Source organism: Rhizobium skierniewicense Ch11 (assembly GCF_023757665.1).
Taxonomy (GTDB): domain Bacteria; phylum Pseudomonadota; class Alphaproteobacteria; order Rhizobiales; family Rhizobiaceae; genus Agrobacterium; species Agrobacterium skierniewicense.
The window spans coordinates 257055-272641 of the sequence record NZ_RXPG01000009.1; the positions used below are offsets into that span (position 1 = coordinate 257055).

Annotated in this window: 18 protein-coding genes; 9 read left to right on the forward strand and 9 right to left on the reverse strand. The window is 57.3% G+C overall.

Translation table 11 applies throughout. The features are described 5' to 3' along the window. Positions 1-119 precede the first annotated feature (119 nt). Complete coding sequence (locus EKM04_RS09700; protein ID WP_183894130.1) at positions 120-860, reverse strand: HAD-IIB family hydrolase; 741 nt, start codon at positions 858-860, stop codon at positions 120-122. Then, a complete protein-coding gene (locus EKM04_RS09705; RefSeq protein ID WP_174152159.1) occupies positions 857-2194 on the reverse strand; it encodes a glycosyltransferase family 4 protein in 1338 nt (445 codons plus the stop codon). The genes EKM04_RS09700 and EKM04_RS09705 overlap by 4 nt, the downstream gene beginning before the upstream one ends. A 222-nt stretch (positions 2195-2416) precedes the next feature. On the opposite strand from EKM04_RS09705, the gene EKM04_RS09710 reads away from it, so the two are divergent. From EKM04_RS09710 to glcF, 3 genes are read left to right on the forward strand one after another with little or no spacing between them, the layout of a single operon-like run. Further along, positions 2417-3856: an FAD-linked oxidase C-terminal domain-containing protein gene (locus EKM04_RS09710; protein ID WP_183894132.1), complete on the forward strand. Its 1440-nt coding sequence runs from the start codon at positions 2417-2419 to the stop codon at positions 3854-3856. 5 nt (positions 3857-3861) lie between these two features. Beyond that, positions 3862-5058, forward strand: coding sequence for an FAD-binding protein (locus EKM04_RS09715; protein ID WP_183894461.1), 1197 nt, complete (start codon positions 3862-3864; stop codon positions 5056-5058). 2 nt (positions 5059-5060) lie between these two features. After that, entirely contained in the window at positions 5061-6368 is a 1308-nt protein-coding gene (gene glcF / locus EKM04_RS09720; protein WP_183894134.1) for a glycolate oxidase subunit GlcF, read from the forward strand. Positions 6369-6550: 182 nt separating this feature from the next. Here glcF and EKM04_RS09725 read toward each other — a convergent pair whose 3' ends face one another. Beyond that, complete coding sequence (locus EKM04_RS09725) at positions 6551-7273, reverse strand: L,D-transpeptidase (RefSeq protein ID WP_174152162.1); 723 nt, start codon at positions 7271-7273, stop codon at positions 6551-6553. A 189-nt stretch (positions 7274-7462) separates the two neighbouring features. Here EKM04_RS09725 and EKM04_RS09730 point away from each other — a divergent pair, with 189 nt between their 5' ends. Both EKM04_RS09730 and EKM04_RS09735 read left to right on the forward strand, forming a co-directional pair. Then, a complete protein-coding gene (locus tag EKM04_RS09730) occupies positions 7463-8092 on the forward strand; it encodes a DNA-3-methyladenine glycosylase I (RefSeq protein ID WP_183894136.1) in 630 nt (209 codons plus the stop codon). A gap of 14 nt (positions 8093-8106) precedes the next feature. Then, complete coding sequence (locus EKM04_RS09735; protein WP_412762952.1) at positions 8107-8532, forward strand: hypothetical protein; 426 nt, start codon at positions 8107-8109, stop codon at positions 8530-8532. Between the two features lie 22 nt (positions 8533-8554). Here the strand turns inward: EKM04_RS09735 and copM are convergent, their stop codons facing one another. From copM to relB, 4 genes are read right to left on the reverse strand one after another with little or no spacing between them, the layout of a single operon-like run. Continuing rightward, positions 8555-8929, reverse strand: a complete 375-nt coding sequence (gene copM / locus EKM04_RS09740; protein WP_183894140.1) for a CopM family metallochaperone — start codon at positions 8927-8929, stop codon at positions 8555-8557. Positions 8930-8975: 46 nt separating this feature from the next. Then, positions 8976-9740: a hypothetical protein gene (locus EKM04_RS09745; RefSeq protein WP_183894142.1), complete on the reverse strand. Its 765-nt coding sequence runs from the start codon at positions 9738-9740 to the stop codon at positions 8976-8978. Positions 9741-9743: 3 nt separating this feature from the next. After that, complete coding sequence (locus EKM04_RS09750; protein ID WP_183894144.1) at positions 9744-10013, reverse strand: type II toxin-antitoxin system RelE family toxin; 270 nt, start codon at positions 10011-10013, stop codon at positions 9744-9746. After that, positions 9997-10224 carry a type II toxin-antitoxin system RelB family antitoxin gene (gene relB, locus EKM04_RS09755; protein ID WP_183894146.1) on the reverse strand — a complete coding sequence of 76 codons (228 nt, stop codon included), beginning with the start codon at positions 10222-10224 and terminating at the stop codon, positions 9997-9999. Before relB ends, EKM04_RS09750 begins: the two co-directional genes overlap by 17 nt. A 156-nt stretch (positions 10225-10380) precedes the next feature. Between relB and hisS the strand changes: the two genes are divergently transcribed. The 4 genes from hisS to hisG are packed head-to-tail and all read left to right on the forward strand — an operon-like array spanning position 10381 to position 14202. After that, positions 10381-12000, forward strand: coding sequence for a histidine--tRNA ligase (gene hisS / locus EKM04_RS09760; protein WP_183894148.1), 1620 nt, complete (start codon positions 10381-10383; stop codon positions 11998-12000). A gap of 4 nt (positions 12001-12004) precedes the next feature. Next, positions 12005-12382 (forward strand): VOC family protein, encoded by a 378-nt coding sequence (locus tag EKM04_RS09765; RefSeq protein ID WP_183894150.1) that lies wholly within the window; start codon positions 12005-12007, stop codon positions 12380-12382. Between the two features lie 6 nt (positions 12383-12388). Next, positions 12389-13510: an ATP phosphoribosyltransferase regulatory subunit gene (locus EKM04_RS09770; RefSeq protein ID WP_183894152.1), complete on the forward strand. Its 1122-nt coding sequence runs from the start codon at positions 12389-12391 to the stop codon at positions 13508-13510. Further along, positions 13507-14202: an ATP phosphoribosyltransferase gene (gene hisG / locus EKM04_RS09775; RefSeq protein ID WP_183894154.1), complete on the forward strand. Its 696-nt coding sequence runs from the start codon at positions 13507-13509 to the stop codon at positions 14200-14202. Before EKM04_RS09770 ends, hisG begins: the two co-directional genes overlap by 4 nt. A 78-nt stretch (positions 14203-14280) precedes the next feature. Here the strand turns inward: hisG and EKM04_RS09780 are convergent, their stop codons facing one another. Further along, on the reverse strand, positions 14281-14727 hold the full coding sequence (locus EKM04_RS09780; RefSeq protein ID WP_183894156.1) for a DoxX family protein: 447 nt from the start codon (positions 14725-14727) through the stop codon (positions 14281-14283). 134 nt (positions 14728-14861) lie between these two features. Continuing rightward, the gene (locus EKM04_RS09785) at positions 14862-15515 is read right to left on the reverse strand and encodes a hypothetical protein (RefSeq protein WP_183894158.1); all 654 of its coding nucleotides are present in this window, start codon (positions 15513-15515) and stop codon (positions 14862-14864) included. Between the last annotated feature and the right edge of the window lie 72 nt (positions 15516-15587).

The window sequence follows — 15587 nt, forward strand, 5'->3', positions numbered from 1 at the left end:
TATGGTATTAAACGATTCGCTTAATTGTCCTGCTGTGGAGGACCAAGGTCAATGCTGCTTGAGCTCGGGCTTAAGCATTTTTGATGTTGAACACATATTTGATGTGATCAGGCGAGGTCCTAAACGGACATCCAGTGCTTCAAACCGGATATAACGCCATCTGCCTCTTTTTCAAGTGCGAGATAGGCATGGCTCTGTTTCACGGCGAGTGCTTTCAGTTCAGGCAAAGCGTTTGCAACAATGATACCGCGCACGCCTGATAACTCGAACATCGCCTTGTCATTGCCTGTATCTCCGGCAACGGCGACCTCATCTAGGCCAATGCTCAGATGATTGCAAAGCCACCTGATTGCCGCACCCTTGTCAGCAGACCGTGGCAGGATATCGAGATCACGATTGCTTGAGTAGACGATGCGCGCATCGATCCCGCTATCCGAAAGCTGTTTCTCCAGCCTGGAAAGATCGGCCTCGCTCGCGTTGTCCAGGTACCAGCTTGACTTCAAACCATGCTGATAACGCTCGGGTTGAATGCTGATGCCAGGAACGTCTGAGATGAGGGATGAAATTTTTGCCGTGTCGAAGGCTTGGCCGAGCGAGGATGTGTAGGTCTGCTGCAACGAAGGCTTTTCGCGACACGACATCATCGTCCCCACGCCGCCGATCACGTAATCCGGTGATGGAAGAGGGACCTGCTCCATCAATTCGAGCTGGTCATCCAGAAGCCGTCCGCTGTTGAACACCAGAAGCGGACGGTTTTCATCCGGCAAGGACTGCCAGAAGTCGCGGAACCGGGCCGTTGCGGCGTTATCGCCGACAACGGTTCCGTCAAGATCAGTCGAGAAAATGCGAACAGGTTTCAATCGCCATCATTCCATGGTTCGGCCCAATCGGACTCTTCCAGCACAGGCATCATTGGTCGTCCCTCGACAACGGCCAGAAGCTGCTGAGCTATCCCTGTCCAGGTAAACAGGCTGCGGGCCTTGTGCGCACCCATGCGGGACAACCGCCCGTAGAGCCGTTCGTGCTTGAACGGTTTCATCATGGTAATGCCAAGATCTTCCTTGTCGAAGGGATCGGCAAACAGCGCATGGCGACCATAGCTGACGGCGCGGAAGAGGCCGCCATGAATGGTGACGACGGTCGGTGTACCGCTTGCCATGGCCTCGATAGCCGTCATGCCAAAGGGCTCATAACGGCTGGAAAGCACGAACATGTCGGCGGCGCGGTAGATATCCGGCAGATCCTCATCGGCAACGTAGCCAGAGAAGATAACCTTGTCCTCAAGGTTCAGAGAGTTCACCCGCGCCTTCAACTGATTGAGAATCGTGGTTTCCTGCTCGTCCATATTCTCGCCGCCGACCGCAAGATGCAGTCGCGCCTCCGGCTCTCGTTCGGCCAGGACCGAAAAGCCGTCGATCAACAGGTCGTATCCCTTATTGGTGGCGAGACGGCCAAGGGCAAGAACGGTCTTGCCTTCGAATCCGAAGCGCTGACGTAGCATCTGCCGTGATCCTTCCGAGACCGGGAAAAAGCGGTTGTCGTCGTATCCGGGTGGGATCATGTGGATATGCTTGCGCTTCAGGCCGTAATCTTCGATCAGCACGTCTAGCTGAACCGGCGTTGTCGCAATGACCATGTCGCAGCTGCGGTAGATGATGAGCTCGTGCTGAATGCGCTCCTTGAAGTTGAACTCCAGTTCAAACGTATCGGCCTTCTCAGGGTAATCCGTCTCCATCTGGCGCTTTTTCCAGATGCCGAGCGAGTGCGGTGTGTGGAGATGCGATACTTTCAACGCTTCGGACAGGCGCTGGCCGGCGACACCGGCGTCCCAGTAATGGCTGTTGATGAAGGAGTAGCTCAGGCTGTTCTTCTTGATGAAACGAAGCGCATTTTCGCACCATTCCATCAGATGGCGGTGAAGATATTCTTTAGGAATGAAGTCCTTGCCGCCGCAGGGAATGCGAACGACCCGAACTCGCTCATCGACTTCATCGATTTCAGGCTGGTCTTCGAACTGGCGTGTGTAAAGATCGACAGTATATCCGAGCTGACCAAGTTTTTTAGCAAGCTCCAGGACATAAACGACCTGCCCGCCGGTATCTGCTGCGCCAAGTGGCGGGTGTGCGGCTACGTAGCCATGTGTCGATATGAGTGCTATCCGGGGATAGCGTTCAGTTTCGCTCAAGGTGATCATAGCGTCCCATCGTAGTAAAAATTTCCAGTTAACACCCTAAAAAGCATGCGAAGCCGGAAAAGTTCCATCAAAAGACGATAAAAATTCTGAATTATGGTATCAGTAGGGCGCTGATGATAGCGGTACGGCAAGTCATGTGGTTCCGGCACCTTGCATCACGACAACAATCTCCCGTAACATCCCTCTATCTGTCGCTTGGGGTGGGGAGGCCTGTGAGCACCGATGTCGCAAACCATTGAGTTCCTGAAGCCGCGAACCTCCGTGCTCGAAAACCGCGCCAGGATCGTCGCCGACCTGGCCGATCTGCTTCCGCCAGAATGTTTGGTCCATGAGCCGCGAGAACTCGTGCCGTTTGAGACCGACGCCTTCGTTTCCTATCGCCAGGTGCCCTTGGCGGTCGCTTTGCCAAAGACGACCGCGCAGGTTGCTGCCGTCATGAAATATTGCCATCGCTACGGCATTCCCATCGTGCCGCGCGGAGCAGGCACATCCCTTTCCGGCGGTGCCATTCCGCAGGAAGACGCCGTGGTAATCGGTCTTTCGAAGATGACCCGGATTCTCGAAATGGATTTCTTCAACCGCGCAGCGACCGTGCAGGCGGGCGTCACCAATCTGTCGATTTCCGATGTCGCAGGCCCGCAAGGCTTCTTCTATGCGCCCGATCCCAGCTCGCAACTCGCCTGTACCATCGGCGGCAATATCGGCATGAACTCCGGTGGTGCCCATTGCCTGAAATACGGGGTGACGACCAACAATCTGCTCGGCGTGAAGATCGTTCTGGTCGATGGCTCGGTGCTGGAGCTGGGCGGCAAGCATCTGGATGCCAGCGGCTACGATCTGCTTGGCCTCGTCTGCGGCTCGGAAGGCCAGCTGGGCATCGTAACGGAAGCCACCGTTCGGCTGATTGCCAAGCCGGAAGGCGCGCGGCCGGTTCTGTTCGGTTTCGAGACCTCGGAGGAGGCGGGCTCTTGCGTGGCCGATATTATCGGTACGGGCATCATTCCCGTCGCCATCGAATTCATGGACAAACCCGCCATCGAAATCTGCGAGGCTTTTGCCAAGGCCGGGTATCCGCTTGATGTCGGTGCCTTGCTGATTGTCGAGGTTGAGGGGTCTGAAGACGAGATGGATGCGATGCTGGCCGATATCGTCGCTATCGCTCGCAGACATGGCGTCAGAACCGTCCGCGAGTGTCAATCGGCCATGGAAGCCGCTGCGATCTGGAAGGGTCGAAAATCTGCATTCGGTGCAACTGGCCGGATTTCTGATTATATCTGCATGGACGGCACGGTGCCGCTGAGCCAATTGTCGTATGTGCTACAAAGAACCGGCGAAATCGTTGACAGCCTCGGCCTGCGGGTCGCCAATGTCTTCCACGCCGGTGATGGCAACATGCATCCGCTCATTCTTTTCAATGCCAATGACCCAGAAGAGGCCGCCAAAGCGGAAGACGCGGGCAATCAGATCCTGAGGCTTTGTGTCGATGCAGGCGGTTGCCTGACCGGAGAGCACGGCGTTGGCATCGAAAAACGCGACCTCATGCGGCATCAATATTCCGATGCCGATCTGGCGCAGCAGATGGCGGTGCGATCTGCCTTCGACGAAGGCTGGCTTCTCAACCCCTCCAAGGTCTTCCCGCTGGCCGGGCGGCCTGCATCATGAAAGAAATGCTTCTGCCTGCAACCGAAGCCGAGGCGGCTGACCTCATTTGTGAACACGCGCAGTCTGGCCGTGCGCTGGCGATCATCGGTGGCAACACGCGCGTCGGTTTCGGCAATCGGGTCGAGGCCGAAGCGTGTCTTTCGTCACGCAACATGAGCGGCATCGCGGCCTACAATCCCGCTGAAATGGTGATGACGGTAAAGGCTGGAACGCCTGTGGCTGAGGTAGAGGCAGCACTGATATCCGCCAACCAGATGATGGCGTTCGAACCGATGGACCACCGTCCCGTCATGGGCACCGCAGGCGAACCGACCATAGGCGGTATCTTTGCCGCCAACGTGTCCGGCCCGCGCCGTTTCGTGGCTGGTGCCGCGCGCGATAGTCTGCTCGGCATTCGCTTCATCAATGGCAAGGGTGAGGCGATCAAGGCAGGTGGGCGGGTCATGAAGAACGTTACCGGGCTCGATCTGGTCAAGCTTCTGGCGGGTTCTTACGGTACGCTTGGTTTCCTGACGGAGGTTACCTTCCGCGTTTTGCCCATTCCGCCTGCGCAGGCAACGCTCGTCATATCCGGCCTTGAAGACGAGACCGCAACCCGTCTCATGGCCGCTGCCATGGCGACCAGCGTCGAGGTTTCCGGTGCCGCGCATCTGCCGGAGAGCGTAAGGTCGCGTTTTTTGAGCGGTTCGCTACCCGATGGCGCGGCAACCGTTTTAAGGGTCGAAGGCCTTGAGGCTTCGGTCAAGGTGCGGGTGCAAAAATTGCAGACAACCCTGTCCGAATTTGGGCCTTCGATTTTACAGGATGGTGAAAAGAGCACGCTCCTATGGCGCGAAATTCGCGACGTGACGCCGTTTGCAGCCGATCTCAGAAAGCCGCTCTGGCGCGTCTCGGTCGCTCCCTCGCAAGGTTACAAGCTGGTCGCAGCACTGCGATTGGAAGCGGGCATCGATGCGTTTTACGATTGGCAGGGCGGCCTTGTCTGGATGCAGATGGAGGCCGGTATTGAAGCTGACCTCCTCAGCCGACATATCAGGGCGCTGGGTGGTGGACATTCTACCTTGATCCGAGCCCTGCCCATAGCACGCCATGGTGTCGCAGCCTTTGAGCCGCTGACCGTTGCCGAACACGAGCTGACCCGCCGCATCAAGGCCAAGCTTGATCCTGTGGGAATTTTCAATCCGGGTAAGATGGGGATTTAGACATGCAAACCTCGTTCACCCCGCAACAACTCGCCGATCCCCATGTCGCGCAATCAGAGAAAATTTTGCGCAAATGCGTGCATTGCGGTTTCTGCACGGCCACCTGTCCCACTTATGTGACGCTCGGTAACGAACTGGATAGCCCGCGGGGGCGCATCTATCTGATCAAGGATATGCTGGAAAACGACCGCCCTGCGGACGCTCAGGTCGTGACGCATATCGATCGCTGTCTGTCCTGCCTTGCCTGCGTGACCACCTGTCCCTCGGGCGTGGACTATATGCATCTTGTCGATCACGCCCGCATTCACATCGAAAAGACCTACAAGCGACCGCTGATGGATCGGGTGATCCGCAATCTGCTCGCCTTCGTGCTGCCCTATCCACGCCGGTTCCGCACCGCGCTGAAGATGGCGCGGCTCGGCCGACCCGTCGCAGGACTTTTGCGCAAGAGCAAAGCGCTGAGGCCACTTGCATCGATGCTCGATCTGGCGCCCAAATCAGAACCAGCAGCGTCGGTTTTCGCAAATCCGGGTCTTCATGCACCAAAAGCCGAACAACGTGGACGTGTCGCCCTTCTGTCGGGCTGCGCCCAACAAGTGCTCGACCCCGACATCAATGACGCGACCATCCGGCTTCTGAACAGGCTTGGCATCGAGGTGGTGGTGCCGCAAGGGGAGGGCTGTTGCGGTGCGCTTGTGCACCATATGGGCCGGGAAGAACAGGCGCTCTCATCGGCGCGGCGCAATGTCGATGTCTGGATGCGCGAGGTGGAACGCGGCGGCCTGGATGCCATCATCATCACCGCATCCGGCTGCGGCACGACCATCAAGGATTACGGCCACATGTTGCGGCTGGATGCCGCCTACGCTGAAAAGGCGCGGATCGTTTCCGGGCTGGCAAGGGATATCACAGAATATCTGGGCGGGCTTGATCTGCCGTCTCTTGAGCGCAATGGCCTCACGGTCGCCTATCATTCGGCCTGTTCCATGCAGCATGGTCAGAAGATCACGGCCGTGCCGAAACTGTTGCTGAAGGCGGCGGGTTATACCGTTCGCGATCCGGCAGAGGGACATCTCTGTTGCGGCTCGGCCGGAACCTATAACATTCTCCAACCGGAAATTTCGGCGGAGTTGAAAGCGCGCAAGGTCAAGACTATCGAAGCCACGAAAGCCGATATCGTCGCCACGGGCAATCTCGGCTGCATCACGCAGATCGCCAGTGGCACGGAGATACCCATTCTCCACACGATTGAATTGCTGGATTGGGCTTATGGCGGCAAAAAGCCAAAGAAAATCGCGATGGTGCCATAAAAAACGGGCGGTCTGATCACCGCCCGTTTCTCATCGGTTAGCACCTGTGACAGTGCCTACCGCCCCCTGGCGTCCCCCGCCAAAAGAATATGCCGGAACTATTAAATCATTCATCCGCAGCGGCAAGCACGTTCACGTCTGGTTTCAACTCCTCGGCGTGAAGATTTATATTAGCGTTGCTATCAGATCACAATCACACGAGTGCCGACAGTCACGCGCTCATAGAGATCGGTCACATCTTCATTGCGCATACGAATGCAACCGGAGGAATTGTTGCTGCCAATGGTCCATGGCTGGTTGGTGCCGTGAATACGGTAAAGCGTCGAGCCGAGATACATGGCGCGCGCGCCCATCGGGTTTTGCGGCCCGCCTTCCATGAAGGCAGGAAGGTAATGGCCTTTTGCGGCCTCGCGGGTGATCATTTCGCGCGGCGGTGTCCAGCTTGGCCATTCATTCTTGCGGGTAATCTTGTGCGTACCGGCCCATTCAAAGCCCGGCTTGCCCACGCCAACACCGTAACGCCGCGCTTTTCCATCTGCCATCACGAGATAGAGAAAGCGGTTTGGCGTATCAATGACGATGGTACCCGGAGCTTCCTTGCCCTGATACTGCACCATCTGCGGTAAAAACTGCGGCGCGATCCGCAGGCGCGGATCACCTGTCCGTGCGGCCACGGCCTGCGCGCGCGGCTGAGCGATTGGCCGCTGGAACAGCGATGGGCGTGCGGGGCGCTGCGGATAAACGACAGGGCGAACCTGCGCGCCGCCAAGCTGCATCACCCAGGGTGCTGTCAGGTCTGGGCTGACGACGACCGGCGGGCGTTCCCGGTAACGATCATTGGCAAGCGCCGGCAGCGAAACGGCGGAGACGAAGCTCAGCGCCAGAAGAACGGATTTCATCGACATCGGGTGAACTCTCTACATGACACCGGAACATAATCGCCACGTTGCCACCTCCGCGACAGCGAATGGTAAATGGCACTTGATGAAAAGCTGCGATTTGGTCGAAACCTTTTAATAAGGTTAGCGGACCGTTTTGAAACACAGTAAATCAATGGTAATCACCGGCAGACGACGAAAAAGAGCGTGGTAGCCATGACCGAAACCGGACTTTTGACGGGCGAAGACGGCAAGATCCGTTGCTTCTGGCAGCAGGGATTGGCGGATTATGCGCTGTATCACGATGAAGAATGGGGACGCCCGGTCAAGAACGACACGCGCCTGTTCGAGAAAATCTGCCTGGAGGGCTTTCAGTCCGGCCTCTCCTGGTTGACGGTGCTGAGAAAGCGTGAGGCCTTCCGCGCCGCGTTCTGCGGGTTCGATTTCGAAAAGGTTGCGCAGTTCGGCGAGACGGATATCGAGCGCTGCGTCGCCGACAAGGGGATCATTCGCCATCGTGGCAAGATCGTCTCCACCATCAACAATGCCCGGCGGGCCATCGAGATGCGCGACGAATTCGGTTCACTGGCGCGCTATTTCTGGTCGTTTGAACCCAAGCCGGAGGAGCGTCCGCCGGTTTTCTATTACGCGACGCTGCGCGCCAACCCGATCACCCCCGCCTCCACGCGCCTGTCGAAAGATTTGAAAAAGCGCGGCTGGACCTTTGTCGGTCCGACCACGATTTACGCCTTCATGCAGGCCATGGGCATGGTCAACGACCACATCGAAGGTTGCCACTGCCGCCCACGCATTGAAACGCAGAGGCTGGAGTTTTCACGCCCGTGACCCGATTTCCCCACATTCTGCTTACGTCTCTCCTTGCCCTGTCGGTCGTGACGTTCGCTCAGGCGGAAGGCCGCAATGTCGACGGCATCTGGCTTGATGATGGCGAGAGCCTGAAACCTGCTACCATGCCGACAACCGGCCCGCTGGTGCTGAATGGCTGGACACGGCAGGGCAGGGGCGATGTCTATCGCCTCAAGGTTAAGGCTGGCGAGACCCTGAAGGTCACACTCACCAGCCGCAGCGAATTCGTGGTGATGGCCATTTTCGATTTCGCGAAACCGGAAGACGACGCGATCTTCTTTAGCGAAGCAGGCCGGAACACCGCCGTACTGACGCCAAATGCGGATACGGAATGGCTGGTACGCCCGATCCTGGTGCTCAGCTCATCCCGTCGTGGCCTCGGTGCGAATTACACGATTACGGTAGAAAAGCAGCCGTAGGGCCGACCCTCTTGGACACCGTCTAATAGCCTCTGGATTTCAGCCACTGCTGCATCATCGCGATCTCCGCTTCCTGCGCGGTGATAACCTCTTGCGCGAGTTTGCGGATTTCCGGGTCCTTGCCATACTGCAATTGAACCTTTGCCATATTGATCGCGCCCTGATGATGCGGGATCATGCCGCGCACGAAATCCACGTCGGCATTGCCGGTATACTCCATGGACATATCGCCATGCATCTTCTTGCTGGCCTCCATGAAGGCTTTGGTGGAAGCACTCTCGGTGGCGACAGCCTTTGGCATATCATGGCCCGCATGGCCGCCGCTGTCCTGAGCATAGGCTGGTATGATGAAAGTTGCGATCAGGGCGGTCGCGAGGGGAGTGGTCTTTAGGCGCATGCATGATCCTTCCTGTGGCTGATCGAAACTCCAATGGACGTGAACATTATGTCAGTTCGCTGGCAACGACCTTATGGATGATCTGATAATCGCGGCTTTCTTCACCAAACGGCACGACCGGCCAATCCCACCTGCGCGCGATGTTGGGAACAGTCACGCCGTGCAACAGGTCTTCGTGCTGATGCGGCGCGCCTTTTTTATCGATGACGTCGAAAGCGGTATCGGTGATGAGGCATGCCTTGCAGGGAAGACCCGACAGACCATCCAGATGCGCCTGAATGAGCTGCGGCAAGGTATCCTGCGGCATTGCGGGGGCTGGGTGCTTTTCCAGCCGGTTGCGAATCCCGGTGCCGATTTGCGACAGAAGGTTGGCGGACACGACGAAGTCGAGATAGGGCACCAGTCGCAGAAAGCCCAGCGGCTCCAGGGGTTTTCCCGCTTCCAGATCGCCATAGCCGGAGAGATCGCGGTGGTTCAGAACCACGGTTCTGCTGTGTCGCGCATAAAGCTTCGCACGAACGCTGGCCAGATGGACGAGATCGACCAGAACCACGGTGTCGAAGGCCGCAGCCAGCTGTTGCAACGGCACATCCCGCAAGAGGCCGGAGCCGAGCACGACAGCCGTGCGGCGCTGTTTCAGCTTGGCCGCAGCAGAGACAATGAAGCGCTGGCTGTTGTCCTCATGCTCGGCCCAGCCCTGCCTGCAACGGTTCGCCCGCGCCCAGAGATTGACGGAATAGCGGATATGAGGGCGAAATTCCGGCGGCGTCTTGCGGTATGTCGCGGCGTAATTAAGAGCTTCGAGGATCATGATCTAACGGTAGACTTCCCGGCGGTGACCGATTTCAATGACGAGAACCAACAGCTTATTATCCTGTATGTCGCAGAGAATGCGGTAGTCGCCGGTGCGGTAACGCCAGTAGTTGCCGAGTTCGGAGCCTTTCAAAGCTTCGCCTATCTTGCGGGGATTGTCGAGTTGCGCCAGTCGCTCATGAAGGAATGAACGGATACGATTACGGGTTTGCGGATCAAGTTTCTTGATCTGTTTCTGGACAACAATATCGTACTCAATTGTCCAGATCACGCCAGAACTCCTCGGCGCTTACAATCTTCGACTCTCCGCGCTGAATGCGCCGCGTGGCCTCTTCGGCCAGATACAAATCCTCCATATCCTCGATATGTTTTTCAATTGCCTCGCGGATGTAATAGGCGGATGTGCGGCCCGTGCGCTCGGACAGAGCTTTGAGGCGCTCATACGTTTCTTCGGGCAGTCGAATGGCGGTTTGTTTGCTCATGGGTCTCTTCTCCCGTCGGTCGAGTGGGATGCGTGTATCCCACCTAGCATGATTTCCCCGATCACGCCAGCAAAACCGCACCCCTGCGGCCTTGCCGCACAGGGCTTCATCCTCTAATAGACCGGCTTGATCTCAAGAGACAATTGGACCGGCATCATGAGTGAAAAAGCAAAAAAGCCTCAGAAACTGAAAGCCCGCCTGCCGCGCGGCTTCGTGGATCGCTCGAGCGCCGATATTCATGCCACCAATGAGATGATCGAGAAAATCCGTGGCGTCTACGAACTCTACGGTTTTGACCCGATCGAGACGCCGCTGTTCGAGTATACAGATGCACTCGGCAAATTTCTGCCCGACAGCGACCGCCCCAACGAAGGCGTGTTTTCGCTGACGGATGATGACGACCAGTGGATGAGCCTGCGCTATGACCTCACCGCGCCACTTGCTCGCCATGTGGCGGAAAACTTCAACGAGATACAGCTGCCCTTCCGCACCTACCGCGCCGGCTACGTATTCCGCAACGAAAAACCCGGCCCGGGCCGTTTCCGCCAGTTCATGCAGTTCGATGCCGACACGGTGGGGGCCGCAGGCGTGCAGGCGGATGCCGAAATGTGCATGATGATGGCCGATACGCTGGAGGCCCTGGGCATCAAGCGCGGCGATTATGTGATCCGGGTGAACAACCGCAAGGTCCTGGATGGCGTGATGGAAGCCATCGGGCTTGGCGGTGAGGAGAACGCGGCACGGCGGCTGAACGTGCTGCGAGCGATTGATAAGCTCGACAAGTTTGGACCGGAAGGTGTTAAGCTGCTGCTCGGTCCTGGCCGTAAAGATAAATCCGGCGATTTCACAAAGGGCGCTGGGCTAGATGAGGATCAGATTGAAAAAGTATTGAAGCTAGTTGATTGGCAAGCCAATCAGGTTAGTCACAAAAATACAGATAGTAATTTTATCCTTAGCTCGGTTAATCGCATTGATACGAGTGCAATTCGTTCGGAGAATAACGAGTCCACAAATGCATCACGCATTGAAATGCTGATGTTAGCATTTGGATGGAATAAATTAGCCGCGACAGGTATTGATGAATTGGCATTTATGTCCAGATTGTTTGACCTTGGAGGCTACCAAGATCAAATAACAATCGACCCTTCATGCGTCCGTGGCCTCGAATACTACACCGGCCCCGTCTACGAAGCCGAGCTAACTGCGAAAATTCCCAACGAGAAGGGAGAGATTGTACAGTTCGGCTCTGTCGGCGGCGGCGGTCGTTATGATGGTCTGGTGTCGCGGTTTATGGGCCAGCCGGTTCCGGCTACGGGCTTCTCCATCGGCGTCTCACGCCTGATGACGGCGCTGAAAAACCTTGGCAAGCTGGGCCAGACAAAGCCGCTCGCGCCCGTTCTTGTCACCGTCATGGATGGTGATGTGGACAGCATGGGGCGTTACCAGCGCTTTATACAGGCGCTGCGCAATGAGGGCATTCGTGCCGAAATGTATCAGGGCAACTGGAAGAAATTCGGCAATCAGCTGAAATATGCCGACCGCATGGGCGCTCCCATCGCCATCATTCAGGGCGGTGATGAGCGGGCTGAAGGCGTGGTGCAGATCAAGGATCTGATCGAAGGCAAGCGGTTGTCCGGCGAGATCGAGGACAATGCCACGTGGCGCGAAGCCCGTGTGGCGCAGGTCATCGTGCCGGAAGCGGAACTGGTTGCGAAGGTCAAGGAAATTCTGGCAACCCAGGCCGAGGATCGTCAGCGCGAAGCCGGAAGCAAGTGACAGGATGAGCATCATCGCCCTCGATCACGTTCAACTTGCCATGCCTGCAGGCCGTGAGGAGGATGCGCGTAATTTCTACGCTGGCCTTCTTGGATTGTCTGAGCGGGCAAAACCCGACAATCTGGCCAAGCGGGGTGGATGCTGGTTTGAAAGCGGCGCGGTGCGCGTTCATCTCGGTGTCGACGCGGATTTCAAGCCAGCGGCGAAAGCTCATCCTGCTTTTCAGGTCGAGGATTTGGCCCGTTTTCGGAAAACATTCGAGTTGGCAGGCCACCACGTGGTTGAGGATGAGCCGTTGGACGGCTATGACCGCTTCTACGTCTATGACCCTTTTGGAAATCGCATCGAACTGATGCAGCCGCTCCTCCGTGATGAAAAGTAGCATTTCATGCCCCTGATCGACATGCCGGATTTTGCCGGTGACCTCTTGGATGAATTCGATGCGCGTCGCACCAGTCGCGTGAGCACGCCTGTCATCCAGCCAGCAGAACCTTTTCTGGATATGGCAGGCGAGGACCTGCGGCGGCGGATTTTCATGACGGAGAGCGAAACGGGCGCGAGCCTGTGTCTGCGCCCGGAATTCACCATTCCGGTTTGTCTTCGCCACATTGAAACCGCCACCGGGACGCCCAAGCGATACTCGTATCTGGGGGAGGTCTTTCGCCAGCGGCGGGATGGGGCGAGCGAGTTTTATCAGGCTGGTATCGAGGATCTCGGCGATACCAATATTGCGGCCGCCGATGCCCGCGCGATCAGCGACGCGACCGGTATTTTGAAGCGCCTTTTGCCGGGTCGTAAGCTTGTCGTCACGCTGGGTGACCAGCAGGTGTTCGAGGCGGTCGTCGCAGCACTTGGCCTGCCGCTCGGCTGGCAGAAGCGGCTGGTTCACGCGTTTGGTGACACAGTTCAACTGGAAGCACTGCTGCAAAGTCTCGTCAGCCCCAAGCCGATGACAGGGCTCGATGCCCGCGTCGCAGGCCTGCTCGCAACGGGTGAGGAAAAGGTGCTGGTCGACTATATTGACAGCGTCATGGAAGACACCGGCTATTCCACCAATGCCAGCCGGTCCCCGCAGGAAATCGCTCGCCGTCTGCGCGAGAAACTGGCGCTCGCCGCGACGCGTCTGCCAGATGAGAGCTTCGAATTGCTGAAACAGTTCCTTGCCCTGCAAGCACCGCTATCGCAGGCATCGCAGACGCTTGCCGAATTTGCCGACAAGGCGAAGTTGAAACTGGACAGCGCGCTGTCTGCCTTTGATGCGCGCGTTGCGGCACTGGCCAATGGCGGTATCGATCTGGATGGCATCGCCTATCGTGCGGCCTTCGGGCGTCCGCTGGATTATTATACGGGCCTTGTCTTCGAGGTCGTCGTGGACGGTGAGGGGGCGGTGCTGGCCGGTGGTGGTCGTTTCGACCGGCTGATGACGCTGCTCGGCGCAAAAGACAAGATCCCGGCGGTCGGTTTCTCGCTCTGGCTGGATCGCATCGAAGCCGTGAGGGCCAAGCCATGACCATGACCATCGCCTTGCCCTCCAAGGGCCGCATGAAGGAAGACGCCTCCGCCATTCTGGAGCGTGCAGGCCTCAAAGTTCTGGCCATCGGCAATGAGCGGTCCTATCGCGGCCGGGTCGAGGGACGCGACGATATCGAAATCGCCTATCTCTCGGCATCCGAAATTGCCAGAGAAATCGGCAATGGCACGGTGGATTTCGGCGTGACCGGCGAGGACCTCGTGCGCGAGGATCTTGTTGATGTGGATAAGCGCGTCGAGTTCTGCGCGCGTCTTGGTTTCGGCCATGCCGATGTTGTGGTTGCGGTGCCGGAAATCTGGCTGGATGTGGACAGCATGGCCGATCTCGGCGACGTCGCCGCCGAGTTTCGCGCCCGCCACGGCCGCCGCCTTGCCATCGCTACGAAGTACTGGCGACTGACGCAGCAGTTCTTCTCGCGCCAGCACGGCATCCAGCTTTACCGCATCGTCGAAAGCCTGGGCGCGACCGAGGGCGCTCCGGCGGCGGGGCAGGCGGATATCATCGTCGATATCACCTCCACCGGCTCGACGCTGGCGGCAAACCATCTCAAAATTTTGACGGACGGCGTCATTCTGCGCTCACAAGCCTGTTTCATCCGGGCACGCAAACCGGAGCATGAAGGGGATGCTGTTGTGGCGGATATCGTTTCACGTCTGACGTCTGCCCTGTAGAAAACGACGCTGGATATCAAAAATACAAAAAAGCCGCCGGAGCAATCCAGCGGCCTTCTTTATGAATTGAGCATCAGCTTACGCGTGGGCGAGGCTGAGGCCGCGGCGGGCGTCGAGCGAATAGGCTCCTGCGCCGAAAGTGGCAAGCAGGATGTAAGCGCCAGCCAGCGTAATGTTCTTCATCAGCATGATGCCGTTCAGCGTGTTGATCCAGCCCAGAGCCGCATCAGGCCAGCCGGGAACGGCAACCGTGCCGCTGTGGAACACGAGACCGGTGAATACGCAGAACACCGCCAGCGCCCAGGCGGCGATCTTTGTCTGGAAACCGACGAGAATGGCAAGACCCGCAACCAGTTCAAACAGACCAGCCAGATAGGCCAGCGCGGTTGCAGCAGGAAGGCCAGCGCCGGTGATCATGCCAGCCGTACCGGCAGGATCGGCCAGCTTGCCGAAGCCGGACCAGATGAAAATGAAGGAGAGAAGAATGCGTGCGAGGAGCACGAGTGCGTTCTGGCTGCTGGACATTGGGTGTCTCCGAAGGTGATGCCGGGTGGCAGGAATGTGTGCCCAACATATGCGCCAAATTGCCCCGTTCGCACAGATGAACAACTGAAGACTATTTGTTCACTATTTGAAGACAGTGGTAGGTATGGTTTGGCTCAGAGATGTGGCCTGACCCGGCTTCTTATCAACCAGCTTCCAGGCCCAAGTGCTTTTATCTCATAAGGCGCGAGATCTTTTAGTGGCACGAATATTGATGACTGACGGTGTTCTATGATCAGTCCCGCCGCTTTTTCGATGAAGGCGTACTCGTCACATGCCACTGTCGTGCCGGAGCGAAGCGGCACAATCTTGTCGGCCTCACATGCAATAGCGTTGTTTTTATGTGGGAGGAGCATAGACAGCACGCATCCGCCAACGAGACACAGAACGATAAAAACACCGTGACCGATAGCCCCTCGAGCCAAAAATCGCGGTGTGAAATAGAGAACAACTCCTGCAGCGATAAGGTAAATTATGCCGCTTAGCCCTATAATGAAGAGCAGAGGAAAACAGAATAAAGACAGGCCGAGAGTGATGCCAAAAAACGGCTGCTCAAATATCCAACGTGGAAATTCCCAACGCCGCTGCTCAAGATCGACTGGGTGAGCTTCAAATATCCGACCGAAACATAGTAATATATTACACATTACTAACGACTTTAAGCTGAAAAGCTCGGCCCAAAGGAGAGTGAGGAGTAGCCTGACGTCGTTTGATGGCACAGGTACGGGCACACTAGCAATGCTGTAGACAGTTGATCCAACCGCGAACATCAAGGGCGCTGCTAACACTAAGAGACATCGTCTGCGAGCAAACGACAACGACGTGGGTGGGCTCTTGGTTAT

Excerpts from the sequence above, each read along its gene's own strand:
- EKM04_RS09715 (WP_183894461.1), top strand. The coding sequence starts at position 3,862 with ATGCTTCTGCCTGCAACCGAAGCCGAGGCGGCTGACCTCATTTGTGAA.
- EKM04_RS09765 (WP_183894150.1), top strand. The coding sequence starts at position 12,005 with ATGAGCATCATCGCCCTCGATCACGTTCAACTTGCCATGCCTGCAGGC.
- hisG (WP_183894154.1), top strand. The coding sequence starts at position 13,507 with ATGACCATGACCATCGCCTTGCCCTCCAAGGGCCGCATGAAGGAAGAC.
- glcF (WP_183894134.1), top strand. The coding sequence starts at position 5,061 with ATGCAAACCTCGTTCACCCCGCAACAACTCGCCGATCCCCATGTCGCG.
- EKM04_RS09710 (WP_183894132.1), top strand. The coding sequence starts at position 2,417 with ATGTCGCAAACCATTGAGTTCCTGAAGCCGCGAACCTCCGTGCTCGAA.
- EKM04_RS09705 (WP_174152159.1), bottom strand. The coding sequence starts at position 2,194 with ATGATCACCTTGAGCGAAACTGAACGCTATCCCCGGATAGCACTCATA.
- copM (WP_183894140.1), bottom strand. The coding sequence starts at position 8,929 with ATGCGCCTAAAGACCACTCCCCTCGCGACCGCCCTGATCGCAACTTTC.
- EKM04_RS09745 (WP_183894142.1), bottom strand. The coding sequence starts at position 9,740 with ATGATCCTCGAAGCTCTTAATTACGCCGCGACATACCGCAAGACGCCG.
- EKM04_RS09785 (WP_183894158.1), bottom strand. The coding sequence starts at position 15,515 with ATGTTCGCGGTTGGATCAACTGTCTACAGCATTGCTAGTGTGCCCGTA.
- EKM04_RS09730 (WP_183894136.1), top strand. The coding sequence starts at position 7,463 with ATGACCGAAACCGGACTTTTGACGGGCGAAGACGGCAAGATCCGTTGC.
- EKM04_RS09725 (WP_174152162.1), bottom strand. The coding sequence starts at position 7,273 with ATGTCGATGAAATCCGTTCTTCTGGCGCTGAGCTTCGTCTCCGCCGTT.
- EKM04_RS09770 (WP_183894152.1), top strand. The coding sequence starts at position 12,389 with ATGCCCCTGATCGACATGCCGGATTTTGCCGGTGACCTCTTGGATGAA.
- hisS (WP_183894148.1), top strand. The coding sequence starts at position 10,381 with ATGAGTGAAAAAGCAAAAAAGCCTCAGAAACTGAAAGCCCGCCTGCCG.
- relB (WP_183894146.1), bottom strand. The coding sequence starts at position 10,224 with ATGAGCAAACAAACCGCCATTCGACTGCCCGAAGAAACGTATGAGCGC.
- EKM04_RS09780 (WP_183894156.1), bottom strand. The coding sequence starts at position 14,727 with ATGTCCAGCAGCCAGAACGCACTCGTGCTCCTCGCACGCATTCTTCTC.